The 24712-nt window shown below is 50.0% G+C and carries 19 protein-coding genes; 14 read left to right on the top strand and 5 right to left on the bottom strand.

The features are described 5' to 3' along the window. The first annotated feature begins 2 nt into the window (after nt 1-2). From QWY20_RS12670 to QWY20_RS12620, 11 genes are all read left to right on the top strand, one after another. Nucleotides 3-1976: an EAL domain-containing response regulator gene (locus QWY20_RS12670; RefSeq protein WP_330129377.1), complete on the top strand. Its 1974-nt coding sequence runs from the start codon at nt 3-5 to the stop codon at nt 1974-1976. A gap of 1 nt (nt 1977) precedes the next feature. After that, complete coding sequence (locus QWY20_RS12665) at nt 1978-3138, top strand: HDOD domain-containing protein (RefSeq protein WP_330129376.1); 1161 nt, start codon at nt 1978-1980, stop codon at nt 3136-3138. 275 nt (nt 3139-3413) lie between these two features. After that, nucleotides 3414-3950, top strand: coding sequence for a chemotaxis protein CheW (locus tag QWY20_RS12660; protein ID WP_330129375.1), 537 nt, complete (start codon nt 3414-3416; stop codon nt 3948-3950). Continuing rightward, nucleotides 3937-5157, top strand: coding sequence for a methyl-accepting chemotaxis protein (locus QWY20_RS12655; RefSeq protein WP_330129374.1), 1221 nt, complete (start codon nt 3937-3939; stop codon nt 5155-5157). The genes QWY20_RS12660 and QWY20_RS12655 overlap by 14 nt, the downstream gene beginning before the upstream one ends. A 9-nt stretch (nt 5158-5166) precedes the next feature. Beyond that, nucleotides 5167-5532 (top strand): response regulator, encoded by a 366-nt coding sequence (locus tag QWY20_RS12650; RefSeq protein WP_330129373.1) that lies wholly within the window; start codon nt 5167-5169, stop codon nt 5530-5532. A 7-nt stretch (nt 5533-5539) separates the two neighbouring features. Continuing rightward, nucleotides 5540-5815 (top strand): hypothetical protein, encoded by a 276-nt coding sequence (locus QWY20_RS12645; protein WP_330129372.1) that lies wholly within the window; start codon nt 5540-5542, stop codon nt 5813-5815. After that, complete coding sequence (locus QWY20_RS12640) at nt 5808-7919, top strand: chemotaxis protein CheA (protein ID WP_330129371.1); 2112 nt, start codon at nt 5808-5810, stop codon at nt 7917-7919. Before QWY20_RS12645 ends, QWY20_RS12640 begins: the two co-directional genes overlap by 8 nt. Nucleotide 7920: 1 nt before the next feature. Next, nucleotides 7921-10242: a methyl-accepting chemotaxis protein gene (locus QWY20_RS12635; protein ID WP_330129370.1), complete on the top strand. Its 2322-nt coding sequence runs from the start codon at nt 7921-7923 to the stop codon at nt 10240-10242. A 9-nt stretch (nt 10243-10251) separates the two neighbouring features. Next, nucleotides 10252-11073, top strand: coding sequence for a CheR family methyltransferase (locus QWY20_RS12630; RefSeq protein WP_330129369.1), 822 nt, complete (start codon nt 10252-10254; stop codon nt 11071-11073). Continuing rightward, complete coding sequence (locus QWY20_RS12625) at nt 11060-11578, top strand: chemotaxis protein CheD (RefSeq protein WP_330129368.1); 519 nt, start codon at nt 11060-11062, stop codon at nt 11576-11578. The genes QWY20_RS12630 and QWY20_RS12625 overlap by 14 nt, the downstream gene beginning before the upstream one ends. After that, on the top strand, nt 11562-12650 hold the full coding sequence (locus tag QWY20_RS12620) for a protein-glutamate methylesterase/protein-glutamine glutaminase (protein ID WP_330129367.1): 1089 nt from the start codon (nt 11562-11564) through the stop codon (nt 12648-12650). The genes QWY20_RS12625 and QWY20_RS12620 overlap by 17 nt, the downstream gene beginning before the upstream one ends. A gap of 40 nt (nt 12651-12690) precedes the next feature. Here QWY20_RS12620 and QWY20_RS12615 read toward each other — a convergent pair whose 3' ends face one another. Both QWY20_RS12615 and QWY20_RS12610 read right to left on the bottom strand, forming a co-directional pair. Next, nucleotides 12691-16803: an EAL domain-containing protein gene (locus tag QWY20_RS12615; RefSeq protein WP_330129366.1), complete on the bottom strand. Its 4113-nt coding sequence runs from the start codon at nt 16801-16803 to the stop codon at nt 12691-12693. Between the two features lie 106 nt (nt 16804-16909). Further along, on the bottom strand, nt 16910-17455 hold the full coding sequence (locus QWY20_RS12610) for a DUF2058 domain-containing protein (protein WP_330129365.1): 546 nt from the start codon (nt 17453-17455) through the stop codon (nt 16910-16912). Between the two features lie 184 nt (nt 17456-17639). Between QWY20_RS12610 and QWY20_RS12605 the strand changes: the two genes are divergently transcribed. Then, nucleotides 17640-18353: a substrate-binding periplasmic protein gene (locus QWY20_RS12605; RefSeq protein WP_330129364.1), complete on the top strand. Its 714-nt coding sequence runs from the start codon at nt 17640-17642 to the stop codon at nt 18351-18353. A 4-nt stretch (nt 18354-18357) separates the two neighbouring features. On the opposite strand, the gene gdhA is transcribed toward QWY20_RS12605, so the two are convergent. Next, nucleotides 18358-19710, bottom strand: coding sequence for an NADP-specific glutamate dehydrogenase (gdhA, locus tag QWY20_RS12600; RefSeq protein ID WP_330129363.1), 1353 nt, complete (start codon nt 19708-19710; stop codon nt 18358-18360). Between the two features lie 153 nt (nt 19711-19863). Between gdhA and QWY20_RS12595 the strand changes: the two genes are divergently transcribed. After that, nucleotides 19864-21138, top strand: coding sequence for a glycosyltransferase (locus tag QWY20_RS12595; protein WP_330129362.1), 1275 nt, complete (start codon nt 19864-19866; stop codon nt 21136-21138). Here the strand turns inward: QWY20_RS12595 and QWY20_RS12590 are convergent. Then, nucleotides 21135-22067: a carbohydrate kinase family protein gene (locus QWY20_RS12590; RefSeq protein ID WP_330129361.1), complete on the bottom strand. Its 933-nt coding sequence runs from the start codon at nt 22065-22067 to the stop codon at nt 21135-21137. The two genes, QWY20_RS12595 and QWY20_RS12590, sit on opposite strands and share 4 nt — an antisense overlap. 97 nt (nt 22068-22164) lie before the next feature. On the opposite strand from QWY20_RS12590, the gene QWY20_RS12585 reads away from it, so the two are divergent. Further along, nucleotides 22165-23184: a LacI family DNA-binding transcriptional regulator gene (locus QWY20_RS12585; protein ID WP_330129360.1), complete on the top strand. Its 1020-nt coding sequence runs from the start codon at nt 22165-22167 to the stop codon at nt 23182-23184. A 32-nt stretch (nt 23185-23216) separates the two neighbouring features. Here QWY20_RS12585 and gtfA read toward each other — a convergent pair whose 3' ends face one another. Then, nucleotides 23217-24707, bottom strand: a complete 1491-nt coding sequence (gene gtfA / locus QWY20_RS12580; RefSeq protein ID WP_330129359.1) for a sucrose phosphorylase — start codon at nt 24705-24707, stop codon at nt 23217-23219. Nucleotides 24708-24712: the final 5 nt, after the last annotated feature.

The raw sequence follows: 24712 nt of genomic DNA, 5'->3' as shown, positions 1-24712 counted from the left end.
CTATGCAACAGGCAATTCTACTGGTCGATGATGAACAAAGTGTGCTCAAAGCGCTGAAGCGGTTGTTCTGTCGTCATGGCTATGATGTCGTGACGGCAAACAGTGGTCGTGAGGCGATTGAGCAACTGACATCCGGGCCATTCCCAGTAATCATCACCGATTTTAGAATGCCTGAAATGTCTGGCGCTGAGCTGTTGCGTGTTGTCCGGGAGCGTTGGCCTCAGACCATTAATTTGGTACTCAGTGGCTATACCGATTTTAAATCGGTAGTTGAGCTGTTAAATGAAGGTCTGGCATTCCGTTTTTTGGAAAAACCCTGGGATGAGTCCGATATACTTCAACATGTGAAGGATGCTTTTAAAGCCTTCTATCAGCTGCAGCAAAAAAATGAGCGCGATCAGTTGCTGTTGGGCAGTCACTCAGCGTTGATTGAGCTGGACAAAAACGGCACCCTGCAACGAGCCAATGCAGCCGCCTTGGTTTTAATGCCTGAGCTTGCTAATACAGGACAAGCTTTGCCACGCTTGGTTAACAGCTCTGAATCAGAAGACTTACTGCGTTTTTGCCAAGGGGGGCTGGATGATTTATTGGTCTGGGACCAGCAACAGAAAGCTGTCTTGTTGGAGCGCTATCTGAGCGATGATTTTGGACACCTTGTGCAACTGTCGCATGAAGTTTCAGTGGTAGGAGAGCCGGATTTTCCTCCGCAGGTCCAACTTGCGTCAGAGCACGAGCTGAGCACTATGCTGCAAAGAGATCTGGACAGCGGCCTTTGCTGCTCTCTCATCACGCTTGGTATAAGCCAACACGACGTGCTGAATGATTTGCTTGGGTTTCGTACCGCAGACCGGCTCATCGTCAGCATTACCGAGGCGCTGCTGCAATCACTGAAAACCAGCGAGAAACTGTGTTACCTGAACGGTGATCGTTTCCTGTTATTGTTGTCGGATGTCGACAGTGAGCAGGGGGTATTGCAACGGTTGGAGCAGATCTGTCAGGCCTTTCAGGCTGCGATGTCCCGTCAGCATAAGATGGGGCAAATCAAGTTGTTTGGTGTCTATGGCATGGCACCGGAGGACGGTTTAACCCTCAAAGAATTGCTGAGCCCTATGCGTCTGTGCATGACGCATCAGGCTAAATCCGCTCGTCAATCGTTTTGCCGTTTCGATGAGCAATTGGTTAAGGACTACCGCCGAAACTTTGAAATTAGCAGAGCTTTGCTGCAACCAGAGTTGGAACAGCAGCTGCAGCTGAAATTTCAACCTAAGATGAACTGCGATGATGACATAGTGGGTGCGGAAGTCTTGTTACGCTGGTTTGAACCGCAAAAGCATGGTTGGGTGTCACCTGCGGTTTTTGTCCCCATCGCCGAGCGAGATGGGCAAATTTTAGATATTGGCCGTTGGGTTTTAACCAAAGTTTGCAAACAGCTCGCCGAGTGGCAACACGCAGGCGATGTACTATTGCCGATTGCTGTAAACCTATCCGGCCGCCAGCTCAAAGAAGATACCGGTTTGGTTCCTTTTATCGCAGAGTTGCTTGAGCAGTATCAGATTCCTCCTTCCATTCTGAACTTTGAGCTGACAGAAACCTATCTGGTGCAGGATTTACAGCAGTGCCAGCAGCAAATGCTGCGGTTACGTGAACTTGGTTGCATGTTGTACATTGATGATTTTGGGTGTGGCTATTCGTCGTTATCGTATTTGTCGCGTCTACCGGCAGATGCAATCAAGCTCGATAAAAGCTTGATTGACGAGTTAGAGAGTTCATTGGCCGTGCAAAGCATGGTCCGCAATATCATTCGAATGTCGCACGACCTTAATCTATTGGTTGTGGCTGAGGGTATCGAAACCAGCTTTCAGCTGGAATTATTGAAAGACATGGGCTGTGATCTGTTCCAGGGCTTTTTACTTGCACAGCCACTCGCGGCACAAGATTTCTCGCAGAAGGTACGACAGGGCAAGGCAGGGGACTAGCATGGAGTCGATAACTGTTGTGATGCTGGATGATGATGCGTTTTTACTCAAAGCACTAAAGCGGACTATGCAGCGCCTGTACCCAGCCGCCGATATTGTAACCTTTAGCGATCTTGAACCTTTCTGGTGCTATTTGCGTGAACATCCGCATGTCGATTTGGTGATCAGTGATTACTTAATGCCGCACATGCATGGGTTGGATGTGCTTGAACGTTGCACAGAGGAAAACTCCTATCCCGTGCGGGCTTTACTAACCGGTGACATGACGTTGGCCACCATGATGCGTCAACCCAATGTGGTACATGCGTATCTTGCCAAGCCCTTCAATGCGCAGGATGTGCAAGCCTTGTTTGAAGCTGTGGCAGACTTGAAGCGTCTACCTTTTGCTGCCTCAGCCCGCACTGCTCTGGGTGCCATGACCAGCTTTCCGGTTTCAGGCGGCTTGCTGCAAAAATTAAAGGTGTTGGTAGATGATGACAACAGTGATGCGCATGAAATCGCCGCTGTTGTTGCCAAAGATCCAGTCATTATGGCCAAGGTCTTGCAGTTGGCCAATTCAGCCTACCTTGGGTTTCAGCGCCAAACATCTTCGATCGACGAAGCGGTGTCCCGACTTGGAACAAAAATGTTGATGGCCATTGTGACCTCAATGGCGATTGCTCAAAATTACCAGATGTTCGTGTCGGCCGAAAGCCATCAACGGCAACTCGACATAGCGTCTGATTATGCCTGCTGTGTAAAGGCTTTTGCCAAGGAGTGCGGGCTTAACCGCGATACGCAAGAGGAGCTGTTTGCAACCGCATTGTTGAGCTTTATTGGTAAAATGATTTTACTGGCTGAAGGCAGTGATGAAAACACCCTGCACAATGAAGCTATGTTGCAAGAATACGGTGCCGATTATCAACTGATTTCAGCCTATGTCATGCGTTTATGGGGCTATAAAGCGGAGCTCTGTGAATTGATCATGAAATGTCACGATGCGACGCCTGTGACAGAGCCGCACCTTAAGCCTCAACATCAGATTTTATTTATTGCTAAGCAGATTTTATTTCACAATAAAAAACCATTGGAAGTACAGAGCTATTGTACTGATCGAAATATGACGCCTTCCATATGCCATACTGTGGGTTGTTTCAACTGGGCTAAGTTTTGTAATTTTTGACTTCATCTATGGCGACCAAACTCCCACTCAATCTAACGATGATATGAACAGCTGCATTTGTATTAGGTGATCCTAAGGCATTGCAGCTGTTTTTAATGCCCTGGCTGTTCTTTTTTTACCATCCAATTCTCTAGTGCTGTCAAAAGTAGATCTGCTTTTGATTGCACTACAGCGTAAAACTTTCGTCTGCTTTTACATGTGAGACATTTGACTTAAATGGGACTTAAAGTATAATTAAGACACATGAGACATTCGGTTTGATGAGGAGGCCTGATATGGAGCAACGCAACGAAAGCTTTACTGGGCAAACAGAACCAGCCAGTCAATTGCTGACTTTTATGTCGGGAAGGGATTGTTTTGCGCTTGAAATCAAATCCATTCGGGAAATCATCGAGTTCGATGAGGTTACGCGTGTCCCATTGATGCCATTGTTTATTCGAGGCGTGATCAATCTAAGAGGAGCCGTTGTTCCAGTCATTGATCTCAAAGCGCGTTTGTTTGGACAGGAAGTGACTGTTGGAAAAAGAACCTGTGTCGTTGTTGTTGAGCTGCAACACGATGACGGCTTGCATGAGCTTGGTGTTTTGGTCGATGCCGTCAATGAGGTGATTGATTTGGGTCCGAATGACAGGACGGATGCTCCTCAATTTGGCCATTCGATTCGGGCCGATTTTATTGACTATATTGCTAAAGTAAATGGAAAACTAATTATTGTTTTGGCTCTGGCCAAGGTACTTTCCATTGATGAGATGGCCTCGTTGGTGTCATTGGCTGAGCAATGTACGGAGGACCGCCATCATGCTGCTATCTGAACGTAAAACCACCAGGCAGTTCGGTCATCTGCCTATTCGAGAAAAGCTGCAGCATTTATTTATCTGCTCTGACAGCAAAAAAATTGTTTACATGTTGCTCTTCGCGTTGTTCTTGTCGCTGCTTGCTGCACTCTGGTGCTGGTGGTCACTACTTTTGGCTGCTTTTTTTGCATTTCTTGCTTTTAATTTGCAGCATCTTTTGGGCTTGTTTGATGATTTACAAAAAAAAGAACAGCGCATCAGCACTCAATGTGCCTTCTTGCAACGTCAGGCTGAACACTCAGAGCTGCCTAAAAGCATGCACGGTTTGTTTCAGACATTCGAGCATCAAATCGATCGTTCCCGGCAATTGGGCGATCGCTCTGTCAATGAATTAACACGAACCTTTAGTCAGCTGGATAAGCTGCTTGAGGAAAACACCGGCCTTGCTAAAGCAGCAACGGCAGAGGTCGGCAATGAACGCGATGGATTCTTATACCAGTGTCAGCATCAACTGCATCATGTTCTCCAAGCCATGAACAACTCAATGCAAGCCAAAGACGAACTTTTAACCGCGGTTGGCAGTGTGTCCCATGCAGCCAATGATTTGAAGCTTCAGACTGAATCCATTCAAAAAATTTCGAGAGAAATCAATTTGCTTTCCTTAAATGCATCCATAGAAGCGGCTAGAGCAGGTGAAGCTGGTCGAGGGTTTGCTGTGGTTGCTGAGCGTGTTCGCGAGTTGTCCGATACCACCGCAGAATCCGCAGAGCGTATTGTGTCTCGAATGAGTAGTTTGATCCATGCGGTTGAACAAAGTACAGAGCAGGTGGCTTTTTCCCAGCAAAATGACAAATCGATGTTGGAACAAGCCGAGCAACGCATTGAGTCCGTCCTTGAGTTGGTTAAAAAAGTCAACGCAGAGCTGTCTGGCACCATTGCCTCGATGGATGCTTCATCGCAAGAAATCAAACAACAGGTTGCAGTAGCGACCCTTGAGTTTCAGTTTCAAGATCGGGTGAGCCAAAAGTTAGCGCATTTGGTAACCGCCCTTCAGACATTGCAGCATCATCTGTCAGAGCATGGCACCTTAAATGACATGCAGCTTCTTGAAGTTAGCGACGCTCTTTACGCCTCGTATACGATGAAAGAGGAACGCGATGCGCATGCAGCACCCGTGACAACAACTGCATCCAAACACGAGTCACAGGACATTACTTTTTTTTAGGAGACGTTTATGTCAAAGCAAATCTTAGTAGTTGATGACTCTGCTTCTATTCGTCAGGTTGCTCAACTGACCCTCGAGCAGGCCGGTTACCAGGTGATCACAGCCCAAGATGGGGTGGATGCATTGAATAAGCTGGCACAGCACCGGGTGCATCTGATTATCAGTGATCTGAATATGCCAAATATGGATGGCCTCACCTTGCTGGAAAAAGTCAAGCAATTGGCCAGCGCGAAGTTCACTCCCTTTGTCATGCTGACGACAGAGTCGGGTGAAAGTTTCATGCTTAAAGGTAAAGTGCATGGAGCTAAAGCCTGGATGGTGAAACCATTTACTCCCGCATCATTGGTGACTGTGGTGCAAAAACTGATTTCCTGAGGTTGTTATGGCTCATTCGAATACCTTTGCGCCCGAAGCACTGACCATCTATCAAATTGACCAGCTCTTCAACGAGTGGCGCCAGAGCAATGATGATTGGCAAGCGCTTGATTTATCAAGTGTCAATGAGATGGACGCTGCAGGGCTGCAGTTTGTGGCCAGTTTGCTCAAACAACCCGATTCAAGCCTGCAAGTAAAGCTGCCAGACAATCCACAAATAGCTGAGTACATTCAGAGTGCTCTGGACACACTCACCAACACCCAGGGAGGCGGTGATGATTAACATGTCCGAATTGATCGCTGTCTTTCTTGACGAAGCCAAAGACTTGCATCAACAGCTTGAGCAAGGGTTATTGGCGTGCGATGCATCTGAAAAACAACTGGATCCAGACGTGATAAACAGTCTTTTTAGAGCAGCGCACACCATCAAGGGATCTGCCGGTGTAGTTGGGCTGGAAGACTTGGTTTCTTTTACGCATGTGGTAGAAACATCATTTGAGTTTATTCGCTCCGGACACCTGTCATTTTCACCGCCGTTGATATCCTGCTTATTGGCATGCACCGACCACATCGCTGTCCTCCTTGATCTTGCCGAGCAAGAAAAGCCCCTGGACAAATCGATTAAGCAACACGGTGAGCGGTTACTGCAGCAGCTGACCGGTTTTATGGGGAATCTTTTGGCCAACGAGCCGGTCTCTGTGCATTCAAACCAAGAGTTGTCGGCTGAACAGCTGTTGGTGTTGATACAGTTTCATGCGGATACGTTTAGAGATGGATTTGATCCCCTGGCGTTGTTGCGCTTTTTGAAAACAAAAGCCACGGTACTCAAAGAGCAGTGGTTGTTTGATGCTGTCCCTTCCTTCAACCAGGTATCGGATGCCGCTGAATTGGAGAGCTGTTACCTGACACTTACTGTCTTGGTGGATGACTGTACTCAGTCTGAGGTGGATGAAGTCTTTGACTTTGTCCGTCATACCGGCATTTACTTTTGCTTCCCGGCTGTTGCGCCACTATCGCTCTTTTGCGCATCTCTGGATGCACTGGATGATTCACAGCATACATCGGTTAAAGCGCTTTGGCATGCTTGGGGAGTTTTTCCTGCTGAAGTGAACGACACCGTTGCCGTTGCAAATACACCTGAAGAAACAGCCAAGAGTCCCAAACCTTCAGGCTCGCCTTCGTCCAAACGGACCGCTTCAGAGGATAAGCGGCTCATGAAGGTACCGGCCTTTAAACTGGATGAGTTGGTTAATCAGCTGGGCGAGCTGGTGATTGCTACAGCTGCGTTGCAAGCTCAGGCCAATGATGCAGGATTGGATGCATTGAATGAAACCATCGAGCACATCCAGCAACTGGTGGACGATCTGCAAGGTAATGCGTTGAATTTACGCATGGTGCAAATTGGAGAAACATTTAATCGCTTTAATCGGGTTATCCGTGACATCTCCCTTGATCTTGGTAAGCAGGTTCGTTTGGTGATTGAAGGAGGGGACACTGAGCTTGATAAATCCATGGTGGAACGCATCAGCGATCCTTTGATGCATTTGGTTCGGAATGCGCTCGACCACGGTTTAGAGACACCAGACGAGCGGGTGAAATCAGGAAAATCGCCTGAGGGAACCCTAATGTTAAAAGCTTATCATGACTCTGGAAGCATTGTGATTGAAATTCATGATGATGGTCGTGGTATCAATCGGCAGCGTGTGCAGCAAAAAGCCTTGGAGAAAGGCTTGATCACCTCAGGTCACACCTTAACGGATCACGACATTGATATGTTGATTTTTGCAGCCGGTTTCTCTACCGCCGATGCCATCAGTAATTTATCCGGGCGAGGGGTTGGCATGGATGTGGTGCGTCGAAACATTGAAGCACTCCGTGGTACTGTCCAGGTAACTTCGCAGCCGGGAGAAGGATCCTGTTTCGAACTAAGGCTTCCACTGACTTTAGCCATCATTGATGGTTTTATGGTCAAAGTGGGTGCTTCACATTTTGTTATTCCGCTCGACCTGGTAACCGAGTGCATTGAACTCAACGCCGATGGTGATGAAGTGGATGGCTCTGGCTTTTTGAGACTAAGAGATGATGTGCTGCCCTACCTGCATCTGAACGACTTCTTTCACCTCGATGCACAAGGCGTTGAACGCCAAAGTGTGGTGGTTGTTAAAAATAACAGTTTGAAAGTTGGTCTGGTGGTGGACGAGCTACTTGGCGAGTTTCAAACCGTGATCAAGCCACTGGGAGCATTGTTTGAGTGCATGCAGGGGATCAGTGGTTCCAGCATCTTAGGCTCGGGTGACATCGCATTGATTCTGGATGTCCCGAAACTCATCGATCTGCACCTGAAGCGGCACAGTCGCGTGACAAAACATCTTCATGAGGATAGTTAAAATGGCCATTTTAAATTTTTTTACCGACAAGCAAACCAGCAGTTTAACCAAAGCGCTGCAGGCTCATGAAGACGGGCGTCGAGCTTTGCTTCCGAGTCAAAACTTCAGCGGTTATCACCATGAACTAGCTCAACAAATCAATGGCATTATCGATGATCTTGCCAAGAGTGCAATCAAGCAAAATGCCTTGGATGCGGTCGAAACCAATATCATGATCGCCGATGCCGATTACACCATTATCTATGTCAATCACTCACTGCAGCAGATGCTGCAAACCGCTGAAGTCGATATTCAAAAGGATCTTCCGAAGTTTAATGCCGCGCAAATTGTTGGCAGCAACATCGATCTTTTCCATAAAAACCCATCCCACCAACGTGGTATGCTCGATAAGCTGCAATCACCACACCGGACCAGACTGTTAATCGGTGGGCGCTCTTTTACCTTGTTGGTAACTCCTGTTTATGACAATGGTCTCAGAATTGGTACTGTGGTTGAGTGGCAGGATTTAACGGAACAGCTAGCGCGTGAACAGCAGGAAAAAAACTATTTAGAAAAAGAAAAAATTGTTGCAGAAGAGAACCTTCGGGTACGAACCGCGCTGGATGCAAGCACAGCCAATATCATGCTGGCCGATACTGATCTCAACATCATTTACATCAATCGTTCCATGGCGGCGACACTGGACCGGATAGAGCCAAATATCCAGGCTTTGATTCCTGGTTTTCGTGCCAATCAGGTGGTTGGTACCAATATTGACCTATTTCATAAACAACCATCGCATCAGCGCAGTATGCTTGGCAGTTTGCGAAAGCCTCACACGGCCACTTTACGATTTCAGGAGCTTACCTTAGAGCTGATTATTACACCGGTCTTCAATGATCAGCAGGATCGTTTGGCCACTATTGTCGAATGGAAAGATATCACTGAGCTGTTGCGCAGGGACCAGTTAATGGAGCAGCAATTTGGTGAAGCCTTCACGGCGTTATCAAAAGGGCAGTTTGATGTCCGAATGAATTCGGAACAGCTGGACGGCGTGATGCAACAAGTCGCTGTGTTGTTCAACCAGGCTATGGACACATTACAGCTGTCAATCGATGATAATGTTCGGGTCATTCAGGCTGTTAGTCAGGGCGATTTAAAGCAACGACCCGAAGTGGCGTGTGAAGGGCGGCTGGCAGATATGGCTGCTGCCACTGCGACACTATCACAGACATTAACTGGAGTTGCTGAGGCTATCCTTGAAACAGCCGAACAAGCGACACTTGGGAATCTCCAGCACAGAGCTGATGCTGGAAGCTTTGACAACAGCTTTGCATTGATTGTGGAGCGTCTGAATGATGTATTGCTTCGAACCGAGACCCCGATTACTGAAGTGGCGGCTGTGATGCAAGGTCTGCAAAAAGGTGAGCTTGATGTTTTGGTGGCAGGCGACTATCAGGGGACTTATCAGTCATTAAAAGACTCCGTCAACGGTACCATCGCAAGCCTGAGAAACGTGATTGCTGATGTGCGTAGCAATTCAGAATCTTTAGCTCAAGCATCGACCGAAGTGTCTTCAACAGCGCAATCTCTGGCACAGGGAGCCAGTGAGCAAGCGGCGTCCGTTGAGGAGACTTCTGCAGCAGTAGAGCAAATGACCGCCTCCATTGCGCAAAATGCAGAGAATGCCAAAGTTACCGATGGTATGGCATCTAAGGCGGCTAAAGAAGCGTCCGAGGGCGGTGCTGCTGTCCAGGAAACAGTGCAAGCCATGAAGCAGATCGCTTCTAAGATAGGCATTGTGGATGATATTGCCTATCAAACCAATCTGCTTGCATTGAATGCTGCTATTGAAGCCGCTAGAGCCGGTGAGCATGGCAAAGGTTTTGCTGTAGTTGCAGCCGAAGTTCGAAAGCTGGCTGAACGTTCACAGATAGCCGCCCAGGAAATATCTGAGCTTGCTTCGGGTTCCGTTCAAAAAGCTGAGCGCGCAGGTTCACTGCTGGCCGAAATTGTCCCTGCCATTGGCAAAACATCGGATTTGGTGCAGGAGATTGCGGCGGCATCCGATGAGCAGTCGGCTGGTGTCGGGCAGATCAATGAATCAATGTCTCAAGTAACCGAGGCCACTCAGCAAAATGCGTCTGCTTCGGAAGAGTTGGCTGCCACCGCCGAAGAAATGTCCGGACAAGCAGAAATGCTCATGCAACTGGTCAGTTATTTTAAACTCAGTCGCGACGACACAAGGTTGCTTACCAGCGATTTGCCTGCGGATACAGCACCCAACCGCTCCGATAAAGCCAAAACAGCAAAAAGCTCCGACGGTGACTTTACAAAGTTTTAAGGAGTGATTATGCAGCACCATCGCATTACAGACGCTGAGTTGGAGCAAGTCATTCGCTTTTTTCAGGCGGAGTCGGGCATTCGGCTATCCAGCCAAAAAAAGAGCTTAATCTGTGGTCGTCTTAATATCCGGCTTAATGCACTCAATATCGATTGCTATCAGCAGTACCTGACGTTCATCAGGCAACCAGCCCATGCGGCTGAAAAACAGCTGGCAATTGATTTGTTGACGACCAATGAAACGTATTTTTACCGTGAGCCGAAGCACTTTGAATTTTTAGATCGTCTGTTCACCTCCTGGCGTGAGGGAAGGCCCCCAGCCATATGGAGTGCTGCCTGTTCATCCGGTGAGGAGCCATTTACGCTGTCAATGCTGATGTATGAGCATTTTGAAAGCAGGCCGTGGAAAATACTTGCGTCTGATTTATCGCAACGGATGCTCAGTACGGCTGAAAAAGGAATTTATCCATTAACCCGCGCCAAAGAACTTCCCGAAGCATGGTTAAAAAAATACTGCTTAAAGGGACAGGGTGATTACGATGGCTATCTAAAAATTCAGGGATTTTTGCAGGAAAAGGTCGATTTTAGACAAATCAACCTTTCTCGACCTCTGCCGTTAGAAAACGCATTTGATATTATTTTTTTACGAAATGTACTTATCTATTTTGATCCCGAAGCAAAAGAGCGCTTGATTCGAACTTTGCTTCAACATCTGAAAGGATCCGGATTGTTAATTTTGGGACACTCTGAGTCACTGAATGGCATGAACCTCCCACTCAAAGCGATTCAACCTTCTATCTACCAAAAGGCGATCCAGCATGGCGAACACTGACATTTTTCTCAAACCTGGTGATTGGTTTTTTGGTAAAACACAAGGTACAGCCACTACCATTTTGGGCTCTTGTGTTTCCTTGGTATTGTGGCAACCCGAACGTAAGCTGATAGGCATTAGCCATGCACTGTTGCCTCACCGCCCAAGTGCTACGTCAACGACTGGGTTGAGCGCTCGTTTTGCCGATGAGGTTGTGCTGCTGTTGAGTCGAGAGATAACCAAGCATCAATTAAAACCGATGGACTTTCAGGCTAAGCTGTTCGGTGGTGGTGATATGTTTTGTTTCGAGCGAATGCATGATCCTGTCGGCGAGAAAAACATCCGCGCTTTTAGTCGTATGCTCAACGAGCTCGATGTGGATATTGTCCAATCTGATCTGGGGGGACAACTGTACCGAAAACTAACCATCTGCATGGCTACAGGGCAAGTCGAGGTGAAGTGCTCGCCGGTCAACTGCTTTGAACTTGTTGCGGCTGCGGAGAAGACTCATGGCGTCCCGCATTAAAGTGATGATTGTGGATGATTCTGCAGTGGTGCGTCAAACATTATCGCAAATTCTGGCATCCGATGGCCAGCTGGAGGTCGTTGGTGCCCACAGCAATCCAATCTTTGCGATGAAAGCGATGGAGTTGCTGTGGCCAGATGTCTTGGTGCTGGATGTTGAAATGCCGCAAATGGATGGGATTACATTCTTACGTTCCATCATGAAAAGTAAGCCGTTGCCTGTGATCATTTGCTCATCGTTAACCACTCAGGGAGCTTCCACAACACTTGAAGCCATGTCTGCAGGTGCCATTGAAGTAATTTCCAAGCCTACTTCTGGATTAAAAGATTACCTACAACAAATGGCACCAGCCATGATTGCGGCAGTCAAAACGGCCGCACAGGTTAAAATGGCGTCGGTCGTTCATGTTAGCAAAACTCTGAACAGACCAGTGAAACACTTGACGACGGTTGCTCACGACTTGCAAGAGCAGCGTCAGTCAACAGCCATGTCGGCCACCACCGATCAATTGATAGCGCTCGGTACCTCGACTGGCGGAACCCAGGCTTTGGAGTATCTATTACCTCGGCTTCCTATCACTGCTCCCGGTATGCTTGTTGTACAACACATGCCTGCTGCTTTTACTAAGGCATTTGCTGAACGTCTCAATACGCTATCCACAGTACTGATAAAAGAAGCTGAGCACAATGAACGGATCTTATCTGGGCATGTATACATCGCCAACGGAGGACTTCATCTTGAAATAAGACGGCAAGGTGCGTTTTATTACACGGTCTTGCGCGATGGTCCTTTGGTTTCAAGGCACAAGCCCTCGGTGAATGTGCTTTTTAATTCCGTGGCAAAATATGCAGGAAAAAACGCGATGGGTATTTTGTTAACGGGTATGGGGGATGATGGGGCGCGGGGTTTACTTCAGCTGCGGGAGTCCGGTGCCGCAACCATTGCTCAGGATGAAGCAAGCAGCGTGGTCTTTGGGATGCCAAAAGAGGCTATCAAGATTGGGGCTGCTTCCGAGGTGCTCTCGTTAAGCCAAATTTTAGACGTCATTCAAAAAGCGGTTATCTCGGGTTGATGATATTCATTTCATCAATAGCTTGACGTAAATGAGGTAATTACTCTGTATGCAGCTCTGAACGCAAAAACTGCTCCAGGCGATCTTTTGGCAAAGGCGGTGAATACCAATAGCCCTGAATTAAATGGCAGCCCTGTTGTTGCAGGTAGTTCAGCTGATACTGTGTTTCAACGCCTTCGGCAATGCAGGGCAGCTGCATATTGCGCGCCAGCGCAATAATGGTATTTAGAATGGCATTCTGGCTGCCTGGTTGCACATCCGATACAAAGCTACGATCAATTTTAATCAGATCAATCGGGAAGTCTTTTAAGTACGTCAGCGACGAGTAACCAGTACCAAAGTCGTCCAGATACAGCTGAATGCCAAGTGCCTTTAAACGCTGCATATTCTCGATGGCCTGCAACCGGTTTGTCATCAAAGACGACTCGGTGATTTCCAGCCGCAGCATGACTGGATCAATCGCTTCTTGCTCGATCAGAGCGCTTAACCTACTGGCCAGTAACTCTGAACTGAGCTGGCTGGCGGATAAATTGACCGATAAATACAAAGGCAAACCAATTTGATGCCAGCGTTGTAAATCATGCAGGGCTCTTTGCACCGAACCCCAGGTCAGTTCAGCCATTAAATCCAGCTCTTCGGCCATCGGAATAAACTGATCCGGTGGTACCATTTTTCCTTCATTGCTCCAGCGCAATAACAGCTCAACCCCGATGGTGCGTTGCTGCTGACTATCCACAATAGGCTGGTAATAATTCTGCAGCTCCTGGCGTTGTATCGCTTGCTTGAGTTGAAACTCCAACTGCATTTTTGCTCTGGTTTGCTCTGGCATGCTGGGTTCGAAAATCGCGTAATCCATCTCCCCATGTCGCTTGGCATAGGCCATCGCAATATCAGCAAATTTAAGCAGCTCATAGCTGTCCGAACCATGGTTCGGATAACAGGCAATGCCTATGGAGCAACTAATGCTTATTTGTTGTTGATCCAGCATCACCGGCTTGGCAATTAAACTGTGCAGGGCATCCGATTTTTGGGAAATATGCGTTAGAGTGTTGTTTAGCAAAACATAAACAAACTCATCACTGCCCAGGTGTGCCAGGATTTCCCCTGTTTGTAATTGGCTTTGCAGGCGGGCGGCGATGACCTGTAGCAAGGTGTTGCCATGCTCATGTCCCAGGCTGTCATTGATGTGTTTAAAGCGGTCCAAATCGATAAACAGCAAACTGAAGCCATTGGTGGGTGGGTGTTGCAGCAAGCTATCCATTTGTTGTAGCAAAAAACTACGATTCGGAAGCTGAGTCAGGCTATCAAAATGGATCAGCTGCTCCAGTTCCTGCTCGGTGAGTTTCTGGGCTGTGATGTTGGTAAAAATACCGGAGACATGCTGCAGCTCGAGCTGATTCCGCTGTGTAACGCGGCCAATGTCTTTAAACCAATGCCATGTGTTTTCAGTGTCACGCACCCGGTAAACTTGCTGGAAGTGATCACTTAAGCCTTCGCTTAATTCTTTCCAGCTGTGCAGGTAGTCGGCCTGGTCATCCGGATGAAGGTAGTTGGCATAGTCTTCATAACTAAAACAGGCTTGTTCAGCTAGTCCCAGTAGTTGCAGCCGTTTCGGCTGCAATAAGTTGTTATCATTGGCACTCCAGCTCCAGACATCACTGTCTGCGATATCCAGGGCGAGCTGCAGGCGTTGCTGCGATTGTTGCAACTGCTGATTTTGTTGGATCAAATGTTGTTTTTGCCGCTGGCGCCAGATCAGCCAGCTTATCAGCAGCAACAACACCAGTAGTGCATAACTGAATCTGGCAGCTGGGCTTTGCCATGGGGAATAGGCCACCTGCAAGCTTAGACGGGCAGGCTCGCTAAAGCGCTCTGTGATAGGATCGAAAGCCCGTACCTGCAGTTGGTAATTGCCAGGCTGCAGTTGAGGCAACAACAGGAAAGGTTCTCGGCTTTGAAAAGCAGGTATGGCACTGGGACCTGATAATTCAAATTGATAAAGCGTATCCGTTTGTTGACGATAGCTAAAGGTGGACACATGCACTCCCAGCCCATAATCATTGTGCTGTAGCTGCAGGCTGTGTTGTGATTGTGGTTGCAGCAGTGGTGGGAGAGCACGGGAAAATAGCGATAACTCAGAGAACAGCAGGCTTGGTTGCTCAAGGTTCTGTTCAATGAAATCCGCCGGGTTGACCAGGCTGATACCACGGGTTGAGCCAAAAGCCAGGCGGCCATCGGCCAGGCGGGTACCGCTCATGCCATTAAACTCGTTGTAAGCCAGGCCTTGCTGGCTGGTAAATTGCCGAAAGCTGGCTGTTTTCGGGTTAAAGCGCCACAAGCCAGAATGGCTACTCATCCAGAGCATGCCTGCATCATCCTGTTCTAGTTGATACAAGGTGTTGGTGGGCAGGCTGCCTCCGCCAAAAAGTAACTGGCGCTGAGCCAGCGTTTTGCGATCCAGCTCAACCAGGCCTATACCTTGAAACAGTAACCACAGACTGTCTCCAACCGCTTGTACGCCTTCAACATAGGCACTGCTTTGGCGGTATCCTTTCGGCAATTGATACAGCGCCCGCGGGCTTGTTTGGTTAGGATCAACCGCCCACAGGGTAAAGTTATCATAAAACAGCATGGTGCCAGGTTGATCCGGGTGCTCCGCAACCCAATGGCTGGCCCAATCACTGTGAAAAAATGTTTCCAGATCGCTTAATACCCGAACCGCCAAATTTGGCTCGATCACAAAGAAGCCTCCCTCATTGTGAACAAAAAGCTGATCCCGGGAGCTAACGGCCATGCTGTAGGGGGGGTATGACAGAATGTGGCTTGTGTCCTCAGGCAGTGATTGCAATTGGTGACTTTTCAAGCTAAACAACTGGATTTGATAGGGAGTTTGCAGCCATAAGCCATGCTGAGATGATGCTTTTCGGATGCTGTAGATAGTGCTGGCAGATACGGTGGCTTTAGGATCCGGGTTTAGCAAAAAAGCCTGACTTTGCAGGCTGTCCACTTCAAATCGGTTCAGACCATTTTGCGTACCTGCCCAGAAGTTTTCTTCATGGCTGAGCAGGCTGTACACATAGGGGTGGCTCAGCGGTTGCTGCTGGGCAGTGTTGATGATGTTGGTAAACCGTTGCTGATTGGGTTGCCAGTAGTAGGCACCATCTCCACGGGTACCCAGCCAGAAATTACCATGTTTGTCTTGAGTAAAGTCGACAATGCTGTCATCAAAATAAGCATAACGGGTGCGGCCGGGTTGGAATAAAGTGGTCACTTGTTGGCTGGATAAATCCAGTGCCAACAGGCCCTGGTTGGTTCCCAGCAGTAACTGCAGCTCTTCTACCTGGATGCGCCAAATATTCTGTTCGCTCAAAAGGCTTTTTGCCGTGACCGACTGGCGCTGTGTTGTTTGGCTTAATTGAGCTAGCTCCGCTCTGTTTAACGCGTAAAGCCCTTCGACAGTCCCAACAAATACATACTGCTCATTCAGCGCCAAGGCTTTGCTATCCAACTGGTCCCGGTTCGGCTCTACCAGGTAATCCAGTTGCCAGCTATGATGTGTCTGGCGATCATGCAGCCAGAGGCCCTGACTGCTGGCAATGACCAGATAGTGATCGAATGCCAGCAGATCCCGGATAAAATGTTGGTGAATGTCGTGGCTTGGCAGAGTAAAGAGCACCTGTGGTTGCCCATCTTTCAAGGTCATCACCCGGGTCGAGTCAATAAAGAGTGCTGCCTCGTTGGTATCCGGGCGGATCAGATAAATCAGTTCAGCGCTATAGTCGGCCAGCTCCGGATTTGGCCTGTGCAGTACCTCAGTGGTTCCATGCCGCAGATCCAGCTCCAGTACCCCTTCGGTGCTGGTGGCTACCAACAAGCGGTGTTCATTGATAAAAAACAAGTCGTAAATAACCGTATTGGCAGGCAACTGCTCGGATACAAAAGTCCGGCTGCGATAGCCATCAAATCGGTCCAGGCCGCCATCGGTAGCCAGCCATAGCTGATGATGCTGATCCAGCAGCAGACGATTAATATGCCCCTGACTCAGCCCGGTATCCGGAGACAAACGAAAGACTTGCTGTGTTTCCGCATGCAGCAAGAGGGGGAGGGTGAATAACACCAACAGTGCCAGACAACGGCCTGATAATACGCTCATTCAGCATTCAATCCGGTGAAAATGCTCATCCCTGATCACATGTAACCTACTAGCTTCACTGTGAGCTAAATTAAGCAAAGTTGCAAGTAGTGAGTGACTAACCCGATCACCACATTAAATCATCCGGAATGGGGAAATCTTTATAAGGATCATCTTCATCAGGTTGCTGCTGGCTGCTGTCGGCCAGATAAACCAACGATTCGGCAAACCGCTCAGCGACCTTTTCTGCCACATGGCGCGGTACTACATAATAGTCGTCTTCATAGGCGCAAATGGCCAGTTTGGCCGAGCTCAGATGTTGTTGTACTTTGTCACTGACAAACAAAAATTTGATCTTATTACTGCGTGGATCGGTAAAGTTAAAGCGAATTTCGCCATCCACCGGCTGCTTGTTGTGCTGCAGCATTTGCAGAGCCTGGGCGCGCATGGCTTTGGCATCTTGCTCGGCTTTGCGCTGGCGGTTGAGCTCACGATCGCGCTCTGCAGCTTCAGCCCGCTGTTGATCCAACCGAGCCTGTTGTTCGGCATTGGGTTTGGCTTTGCCTTTAGGGTCTTGCTTGCGCTCCAGGTGCTTCTCGCGTTTGAGCTGCTTTACTTTTTTGTCGTTGACCAGACCAGCACTAAGCAATTGCTCTGCCAGGGACTTTGCCATTTCATTTTTCTCATATATGGTAAAACTACCAGATATTGTACGTGTTTAAGCCACCTTGCTCAATCGTGATCTCCGGCAATACTCGGATTGAAAGTCGGTACTATTAAGCTACACTGAGCAAAGGTTCAGTTCAGTAAAGTTGATAATGCATTCAATAAGCTAAGCAATTATTTCAGAGGCAGGATTGAATAAATTTTATAAATACATCGCTATTTGCAGCATCAGCTTTTGGCTATTGCCAACGAGAGCTTCTGCAGCAGAGCCTTTGCACTGGGGCTTTGTGCACTTTCCGCCATTTTATTATTTGGATGAGCAAGGGCAGGCTGCCGGCAGTCTTGCAGACTTCGTCGCTGAGTTGATGATAGAGCTGGATCGTGATTACACCTTTGGGCAATACCCGACCCGGCGCATGATCCATTTATTAAATGAAGGATCGCTTGATTTTGCCGTAGTCATGACCTCGGTGCTTAAAGATCAGAGGTTATACCGGATTAGCCAGTCGCCTGTTACCAGCATGCAGTTGGCTGCCTATTGGTTGGATAATCGTCCGGCAGTTGAGCGGATTGGTGATTTGTTTGGCGCCAGGGTGGTGTTGATGGGGGGCTTCAGCTACGGTGGCATCAGGCACATGCTGGAACCAGACTATGGCATAGTGCGCGAAGTGATAGAAGTGCATCAGCATGCGCTGGGCATTGAAGCACTGCGCATGAACCGGGGAGATTATTTGCTCAATTACAAAGAAACCGCCACTTTGCAGTTACCTGAAAATGAGGCTGCTGCAATCCATTACCGTGTTTTAAGTACCATTGATGTGCATTTTTTGCTGCGGGCCGATTTGCCCGGCAGTGAGGCGCTGATGCAAAAAATTGAGCAATTCATCAGCCGCCAAACACTGTAAGTCTTTAGACTACTCCTTGTTCTATCATCGCATCCGCCAGTCGTCGAAAGCCGGCGATATTGGCTCCCAGCAATAGATTGCCAGGCTGATTAAATTCGGCCGCCGCTTCGTGGCTGCGGGTGTAGATGCCACACATAATGTCTTTCAGTTTTTCATCGACCTCATCGCTACTCCAGCGTTGCATGCTGGCATTTTGCGCCATCTCCAGCTGACTGGTCGCCACGCCACCGGCATTGGCCGCCTTGCCCGGTGCGAACAATTTTTTGGCTTGAATGATCTGCTGCACAGCTTTGCTGGTGCAGGGCATGTTGGCACCTTCAATTACGGCCTGGCAGCCATTATCAAGCAAGGCTTTAGCATCTGTTTCAGTCAGTTCATTTTGGGTGGCGCAGGGAAAAGCTAAGTCACAGGGCAAGTGCCAGATGGCGTGACCATCTTTGGGATTGTCTTCTTTGGCAATAAAGCGTGCTTTGCTGTGTTCGGACAAGTAGTCTTGCAAGTGGCCATCACTACTGGATTTCAGCTGGCGCAGGCAATCCAGATCAATGCCATCGGCATGATACAAAGTGCCACTGGAGTCGCTACAGCTGACTGGGATTGCCCCCAACTGGTACAGCTTCTCGATGGTGTGAAGCGCAACATTGCCGGCACCGGATACCAGACAGGTTTTGCCATCCAAGCCCGTTTTCTGGTCTTCCAGCATGTAGTTGGCAAAATAGGCGCAGCCATAGCCGGTGGCTTCCGTTCTTAGCAAAGAACCGCCATTATTCAGGCTTTTGCCGGTAATCACACCATCGAAACGATTTACCAGCTTTTTGTACTGGCCAAATAAGTAACCGACTTCACGGCTGCCGACGCCAATATCGCCCGCTGGCACATCGGTGGTTGGGCCTATATGGCGGTACAGCTCATTCATAAAGGCCTGGCAAAACCGCATGATCTCAGCATCCGACTTGCCCTTAGGGTTAAAATTGGCGCCGCCTTTGCCACCGCCCAATGGCAAGCCGGTCAGGGCATTCTTAAATACCTGCTCAAAACCAAGGAATTTAATAATGCTGCCATTGACGCTGGGATGAAAGCGCAGTCCGCCTTTGTATGGGCCAAGGGTAGAACTGAACTCTACCCGATAGCCTTTGTTGACCTGAACCTGGCCGTCATCATCCATCCAGCAGACCCGAAACATGATTTGTCGCTCAGGTTCTACCATGCGTTCGATAATGGCATGGCGATGGTAGCGATCATAGTTTTCCAGCAATGGATCAAGTGATTGCAACACTTCTTCCACGGCCTGATAAAATTCGGTTTGTGCCGGGCTGCTGTGCTGCAGCCGTTCCATAATAGTGTGAATGTAAGTCATAGCCAACTCCTGTTCGTATTCAGTTATACTGCAGGCTGGATGCATTAAGATCAAATGATCGAAAGCAATAAGTGATTGAGTGCCCTGCAACTTTGGTTAAAGCGCTTCCAGCTTTGCCGGTGAGCTCAAGGTGTTAGCAAAAAAGCCAATGAAATGAACGAACCCTTACTGATTGTGATTGGCTATGTCTGGCCAGAGCCCAACTCCTCGGCGGCAGGCAGCCGGATGCTGAGTTTAATTCGAATGTACCGACAGCAGGGCTGGCAGGTGATCTTTGCCAGTGCGGCGGAAAAAAGCCCGCACCGGGTTGATTTAAGCCGCTGGCAGGTGACAGAGCACAGTATAGAACTCAATGACCAGAGTTTTGATGACTGGGTAGCACAAGTGCAGCCAACGGCGGTGCTGTTCGACCGCTTTATGCTGGAAGAGCAATTTGGCTGGCGGGTTGAGCAGGCGTGCCCGCAAGCAATGCGTATTCTGGATATGGAAGACCTGCATGCGCTGCGTGATGCCAGGCAAACAGCCTTTAAAGCCGGGCAGGGCGATGTGTTAACGCTTGCTCCCCACCAGTTAAATACTGAACTGGCCAAGCGCGAAGTGGCAGCCATCTACCGCTGTGACCTGACTCTGGTTATTTCCGAGGCCGAACAACAGCTATTGATGCAGCATTACCAGTTGCCGGCTGAACTGCTGTGCTATTGCCCGTTTTTTGCCGAAGCGCCAAATCGCAGCAGTCCGGCTTTTTCTGATAGGCAGCACTTTATTGCCATCGGCAATTTTCGCCATGCTCCCAACTGGCAGTCGGTGTTGTGGCTACGCACGTTATGGCCGGCCATCCGGGCCCGATTGCCCGGCGCAGAGCTGCATATCTACGGCGCGTACCCACCGCCCAAAGCAACGGCCCTGCATCAGCCCAAAGCGGGTTTTTACATCAAAGGCTGGGCCGAGGATGCGGCGCTGGTGATGCAACAGGCCCGGGTTTGTCTGGCTCCTTTGGCTTTTGGCGCCGGTTTAAAAGGCAAACTGCTTGATGCGATGCAACAAGGCACCCCCAGTGTCACCACTGCCATAGGGGCCGAGGGTATGCACGGTGATTTGCCCTGGCCTGGCAGCATTGCCAATGATGAAGCGGCTTTGGTGGATGCGGCGGTAGCGCTGTATCAAAACGAAGATTTGTGGCTGCAAGCGCAGCAGCAAGGTTTTGTTTGTCTCACGCAGCGTTTTAACGCTGGCACTGAGCAAGCGCGGGTCTGGGCAGAGCTGGAGCAGCGGCGAGAGCAGCTTACCAAGTGTCGCGAACGCAACTTTACCGGCCAGATGCTGCGCCATCATGCCCATCGCAGCACCAAATTTATGGGGCAGTGGATTGAAGCCAAAACCCGCTTGCAGCAGTTATCAAGCGAAAACACCTTAGAGTCAAATGATTAAGGCTGACTCAGTGCCTGATCCAACGCAGCTTGCGTTGGCGGTTGGCAACCGGCCTGGCGGATATTCAGGCTGGCTGCCAGCATGGCCCGGTGCAGGCACTGGCTAAGGGCTGCCTCACTGATGTCGGCGGCGTTTGGCAATTGCAAACGCAGCAAAGCCGCCAGCAAATTGGCCCAGAAAGTATCGCCTGCACCCACCGCATCGACAAAAGGCTCGGCCTTGATCACATCCTGATGCAGTTGATGCGCTTGCCAGTACAGGCTGGCGCCATGCTCCCCTTTGGTCAGGGCCAACAGTGCGCTGGGGGCCAACTGTTGCAAGCGCTGAATCGCCTGCTCGTCACTGAGTTCAGGCCACAGCAGTTGCAGATCTTCATCACTGGCTTTGATGTAATGGCTTTTGCTGATGACTTTCAGCAGCAACTCCCGGTACAAACTGACATCAGACACTGCCGATAGCCGAACATTGATATCAATTGCCAGTTGAATGCCCTGACGTCTGGCATGAGCCATCACGGCCAAAATACGGCTGGCATCCTCGGGTTCAAAGGCCAGCGACCCCAGATGCAGCAGGCGGCAGTCGGCGGGTAGGGCGGCTATTTGCTGCTCTGAGCTGACAGCGCGATCGGCCACCCCCTGGCGGTACAGGCTGTAAGCCGGCTGCCGGTGCTGATCAAAGCTGATAAGTGCCAGCGAGCTGGGTTGCCGGCTGAAAAAAGACAGGCCATACTGGGCACCTTGCTGCTCTAAGTAGTGCAGAAATTGCTGGCCAAAACGATCGTCGGAGAACGGGCTTAAGTAGCGCACATCGATGCCCTGGCGGGCTGCAGCGATGGCAACATTAAAGGGTGAGCCGCCAAGCGCCGGCCGGTAAAGACCATCGGTGGTGGGCAGCAAATCAACAACATGTTCTCCGATCACGGCAAGCATAACAGGCTCCGGCAGTATTTTTCGGCAAATCCAAGCAATTGGCCGTGAAATCATATATCTTAATGCATTAAGTTGCCAGTAAAAGCGAACTGGAAAGATGAGTAAACCAACTTTAAAAAGTGTCGCCAAAGCCTTGGGGGTATCCACCGCCACCATTTCCAATGCCTTTAACCGGCCGGATCAGTTGTCGCTGGCGCTGCGTGAGAAAATTTTAAGCGCCTGCGCTGAGCTTGGCTACGATGGCCCCAACAAAGCAGCGCAATCGCTGCGCAAGGGCAGTTCCGGCATCGTCGCGGTGATTTTATCGGACTCGCTGGAGTACATGGTCAGCGATCCGGTGGCCAGCCAGTTTTTGCAGGGCGTGGCCCGTGAACTGGAGCGTCAGAGCAAACACCTGCTGCTGTATTCGGGCAGTGCCGACAATCTGGACAGCATCACCGACTTTGTTGATGGCTTTATCTGCTACGGCGCGCCGCGTAACCTCAAGTTGATTGAGCAGTTAAAACGTTGCCCGAAGCGGGTGCTGACGGTCGATTTTGATTTACCGGGCCGACCCTCGGTCAATATTGATAACGAGCAGGCGGCTTACGATAGCGCCATGGCGGTATTGAAGCCGGGCGATAGAGTTGCGGTATTGGGGCTACGCCTGATAGACGCAGCCGATAGCCGGACCGTGGGCACGGCACCACTGTGGGACAATCAAAGCTCGGTGTCGCATCGGCGGCTGGATGGTTATCAGCGCGCCATGCAGCAGTTGGGGCTGACACTGTCGAACGAGCTGCTGTGGCATTTGCCCGAGAGCAATCAGGCTTGCGCTGAAACCGCCGCCAAAGCGGTGCTTAGCCAGTCACCGGCGCCAACGGTGCTGTTGTGCATGAGCGATCTGATTGCCCTCAGTGCCATGCGGGTGGCGCTGGGACTTGGCCTGCGGATTCCCGAACAGCTGCGGGTGGTGGGCTTTGATGGCATTGAAGAGACGTTGCGCTATCATCCAACCCTAAGCTCGGTCTGGCAATTCAGCGATCAAAAAGGCGAAGCCGCGGCCCGTGCTTTTCAAAGCGGCCAGGACGACAACCAGCTGCTGCCTTATGAGCTTAGGCTCGGTGAAAGCAGCTAAGCCGGGCGCTTAGCTGCTACTTACTGCTGCCCTTAGTCCGCCAGTAAACTGCTGAGCGCGCAGTGTTGCTGCACCTTACCGCTGTGCTGCCAGACCAGTTCGGCCGACAGATCAGCAAGCCGGATCCGCAAACTGGCACTATGGCCCTGATGCTGCCAGTTTAACTGGTACTGTCCATCGTTAAGCTGTTGGCTAAAGTCGCCATCAAAGGCCTGCAGACTGCGGCGCAGTTTGATTAAAGCGCACAGCGCTTTCACCACCGGTTTTTGCAGCGCTTGGCGAACTTTCTCCGGCGTGAAATAGGGCCGGTTGATGTCGCGGCCGACCTGAGTGCGCTTTAGTAACTCGACATCATTTTCTGCTGCCAACAGGCCGCCGTAATAAATCTGGCTGATACCCGGGCAGAACAGCTGAATGGCCCGGGCCAGCAGATAATGCTCATCGTGCTGCGCCAGCGCATCGTAGAAACTGCAGTTCACCTGATACAAATCGACGTTATTGGCGGCGTTGCCGGTGGCCAGTTTGGAGCTGCCGCCGCTGTTGTGGTGAATTTGTTCCACCAGTGCATCCAGTTCTGGATCGGTCAACAAGCCCGGCTGGCCCTGATGATCGGCCGCATCGACAATGCCGATGCCATCGTGGGTATCCAGCACCGTGATGCAGTTGCGCGGGGCGATATCCAGCCAGTGTTTCAGTGCCTTGGCATCGCGACTGAACAGGGTATGCAGCACCAGCGGCGGCAGCGCGAAGTCGTACACCCAATCGCAGCGCTTGGCAATGTCGATTTGGGTTTGATGGTAACCGTGGATCTCGACTAGGCACTGCATGCCGAGCGCTTTGGCTTTGCTGCTAAGCCCGGCAATAAATTCAAAGGTTTCCGGCAACATAAAGCAGCTGGTGCCGGCTTTTTTAATGGCGTAGCCGGCTGCATCCAGCCGGATCAACTTGACGCCATTTTCGGTAAAACGCTGCAAAATCGCATCCAGATAGGCCTGGCCGGGCTCAGATTGCACATCAATGTCAATCTGGTTGGCGGTAAAGGTGGTCCAGAAGGGCAGGCTGCGGCCATCGGCAAGTGCCAGCTCGGTAAAGCAGCTGGTTGGCCTTGGCCGGTAAATGGCAGCAAGCTCGGCTGGTTCTGGTGCCTGGCCATACACCTTGTCGCGGGTCAGAAACAGCGGCCAGTAATGCGAGGCTTCCCCTTTGGCCAGCACATCCTGAAACTGCGCCGATTGCGCCGAGACATGGTTGACAATCATATCCGCCATTACCGGGTAATCGCTGGCAAGGCTGGCGATGTCCTGCCAGTTGCCAAGCCGGCTATCGACAGCGGTGTGATCGGTAGGGTCGAAACCGGCGTCTTCGCCATCAATCGGCGTGTAAAAAGGCAGCAGATGCACCCCATCGAATAAGCCGCCGAGCTCCTGTTGCAGCAGCTGATGCAGCTCTGAGACACCGCCGCCGCTTAAGCGGTCAACGTAGGTGATTAACTGAATTTGATTGCTACCCGGCTGATTGTTCATTGTCA

Origin of the sequence: Alkalimonas cellulosilytica (genome assembly GCF_036325985.1) — a bacterium.
Lineage (GTDB): Bacteria > Pseudomonadota > Gammaproteobacteria > Enterobacterales > Alteromonadaceae > Alkalimonas > Alkalimonas cellulosilytica.
This window is presented reverse-complemented; position numbering and strand designations above follow the sequence as displayed.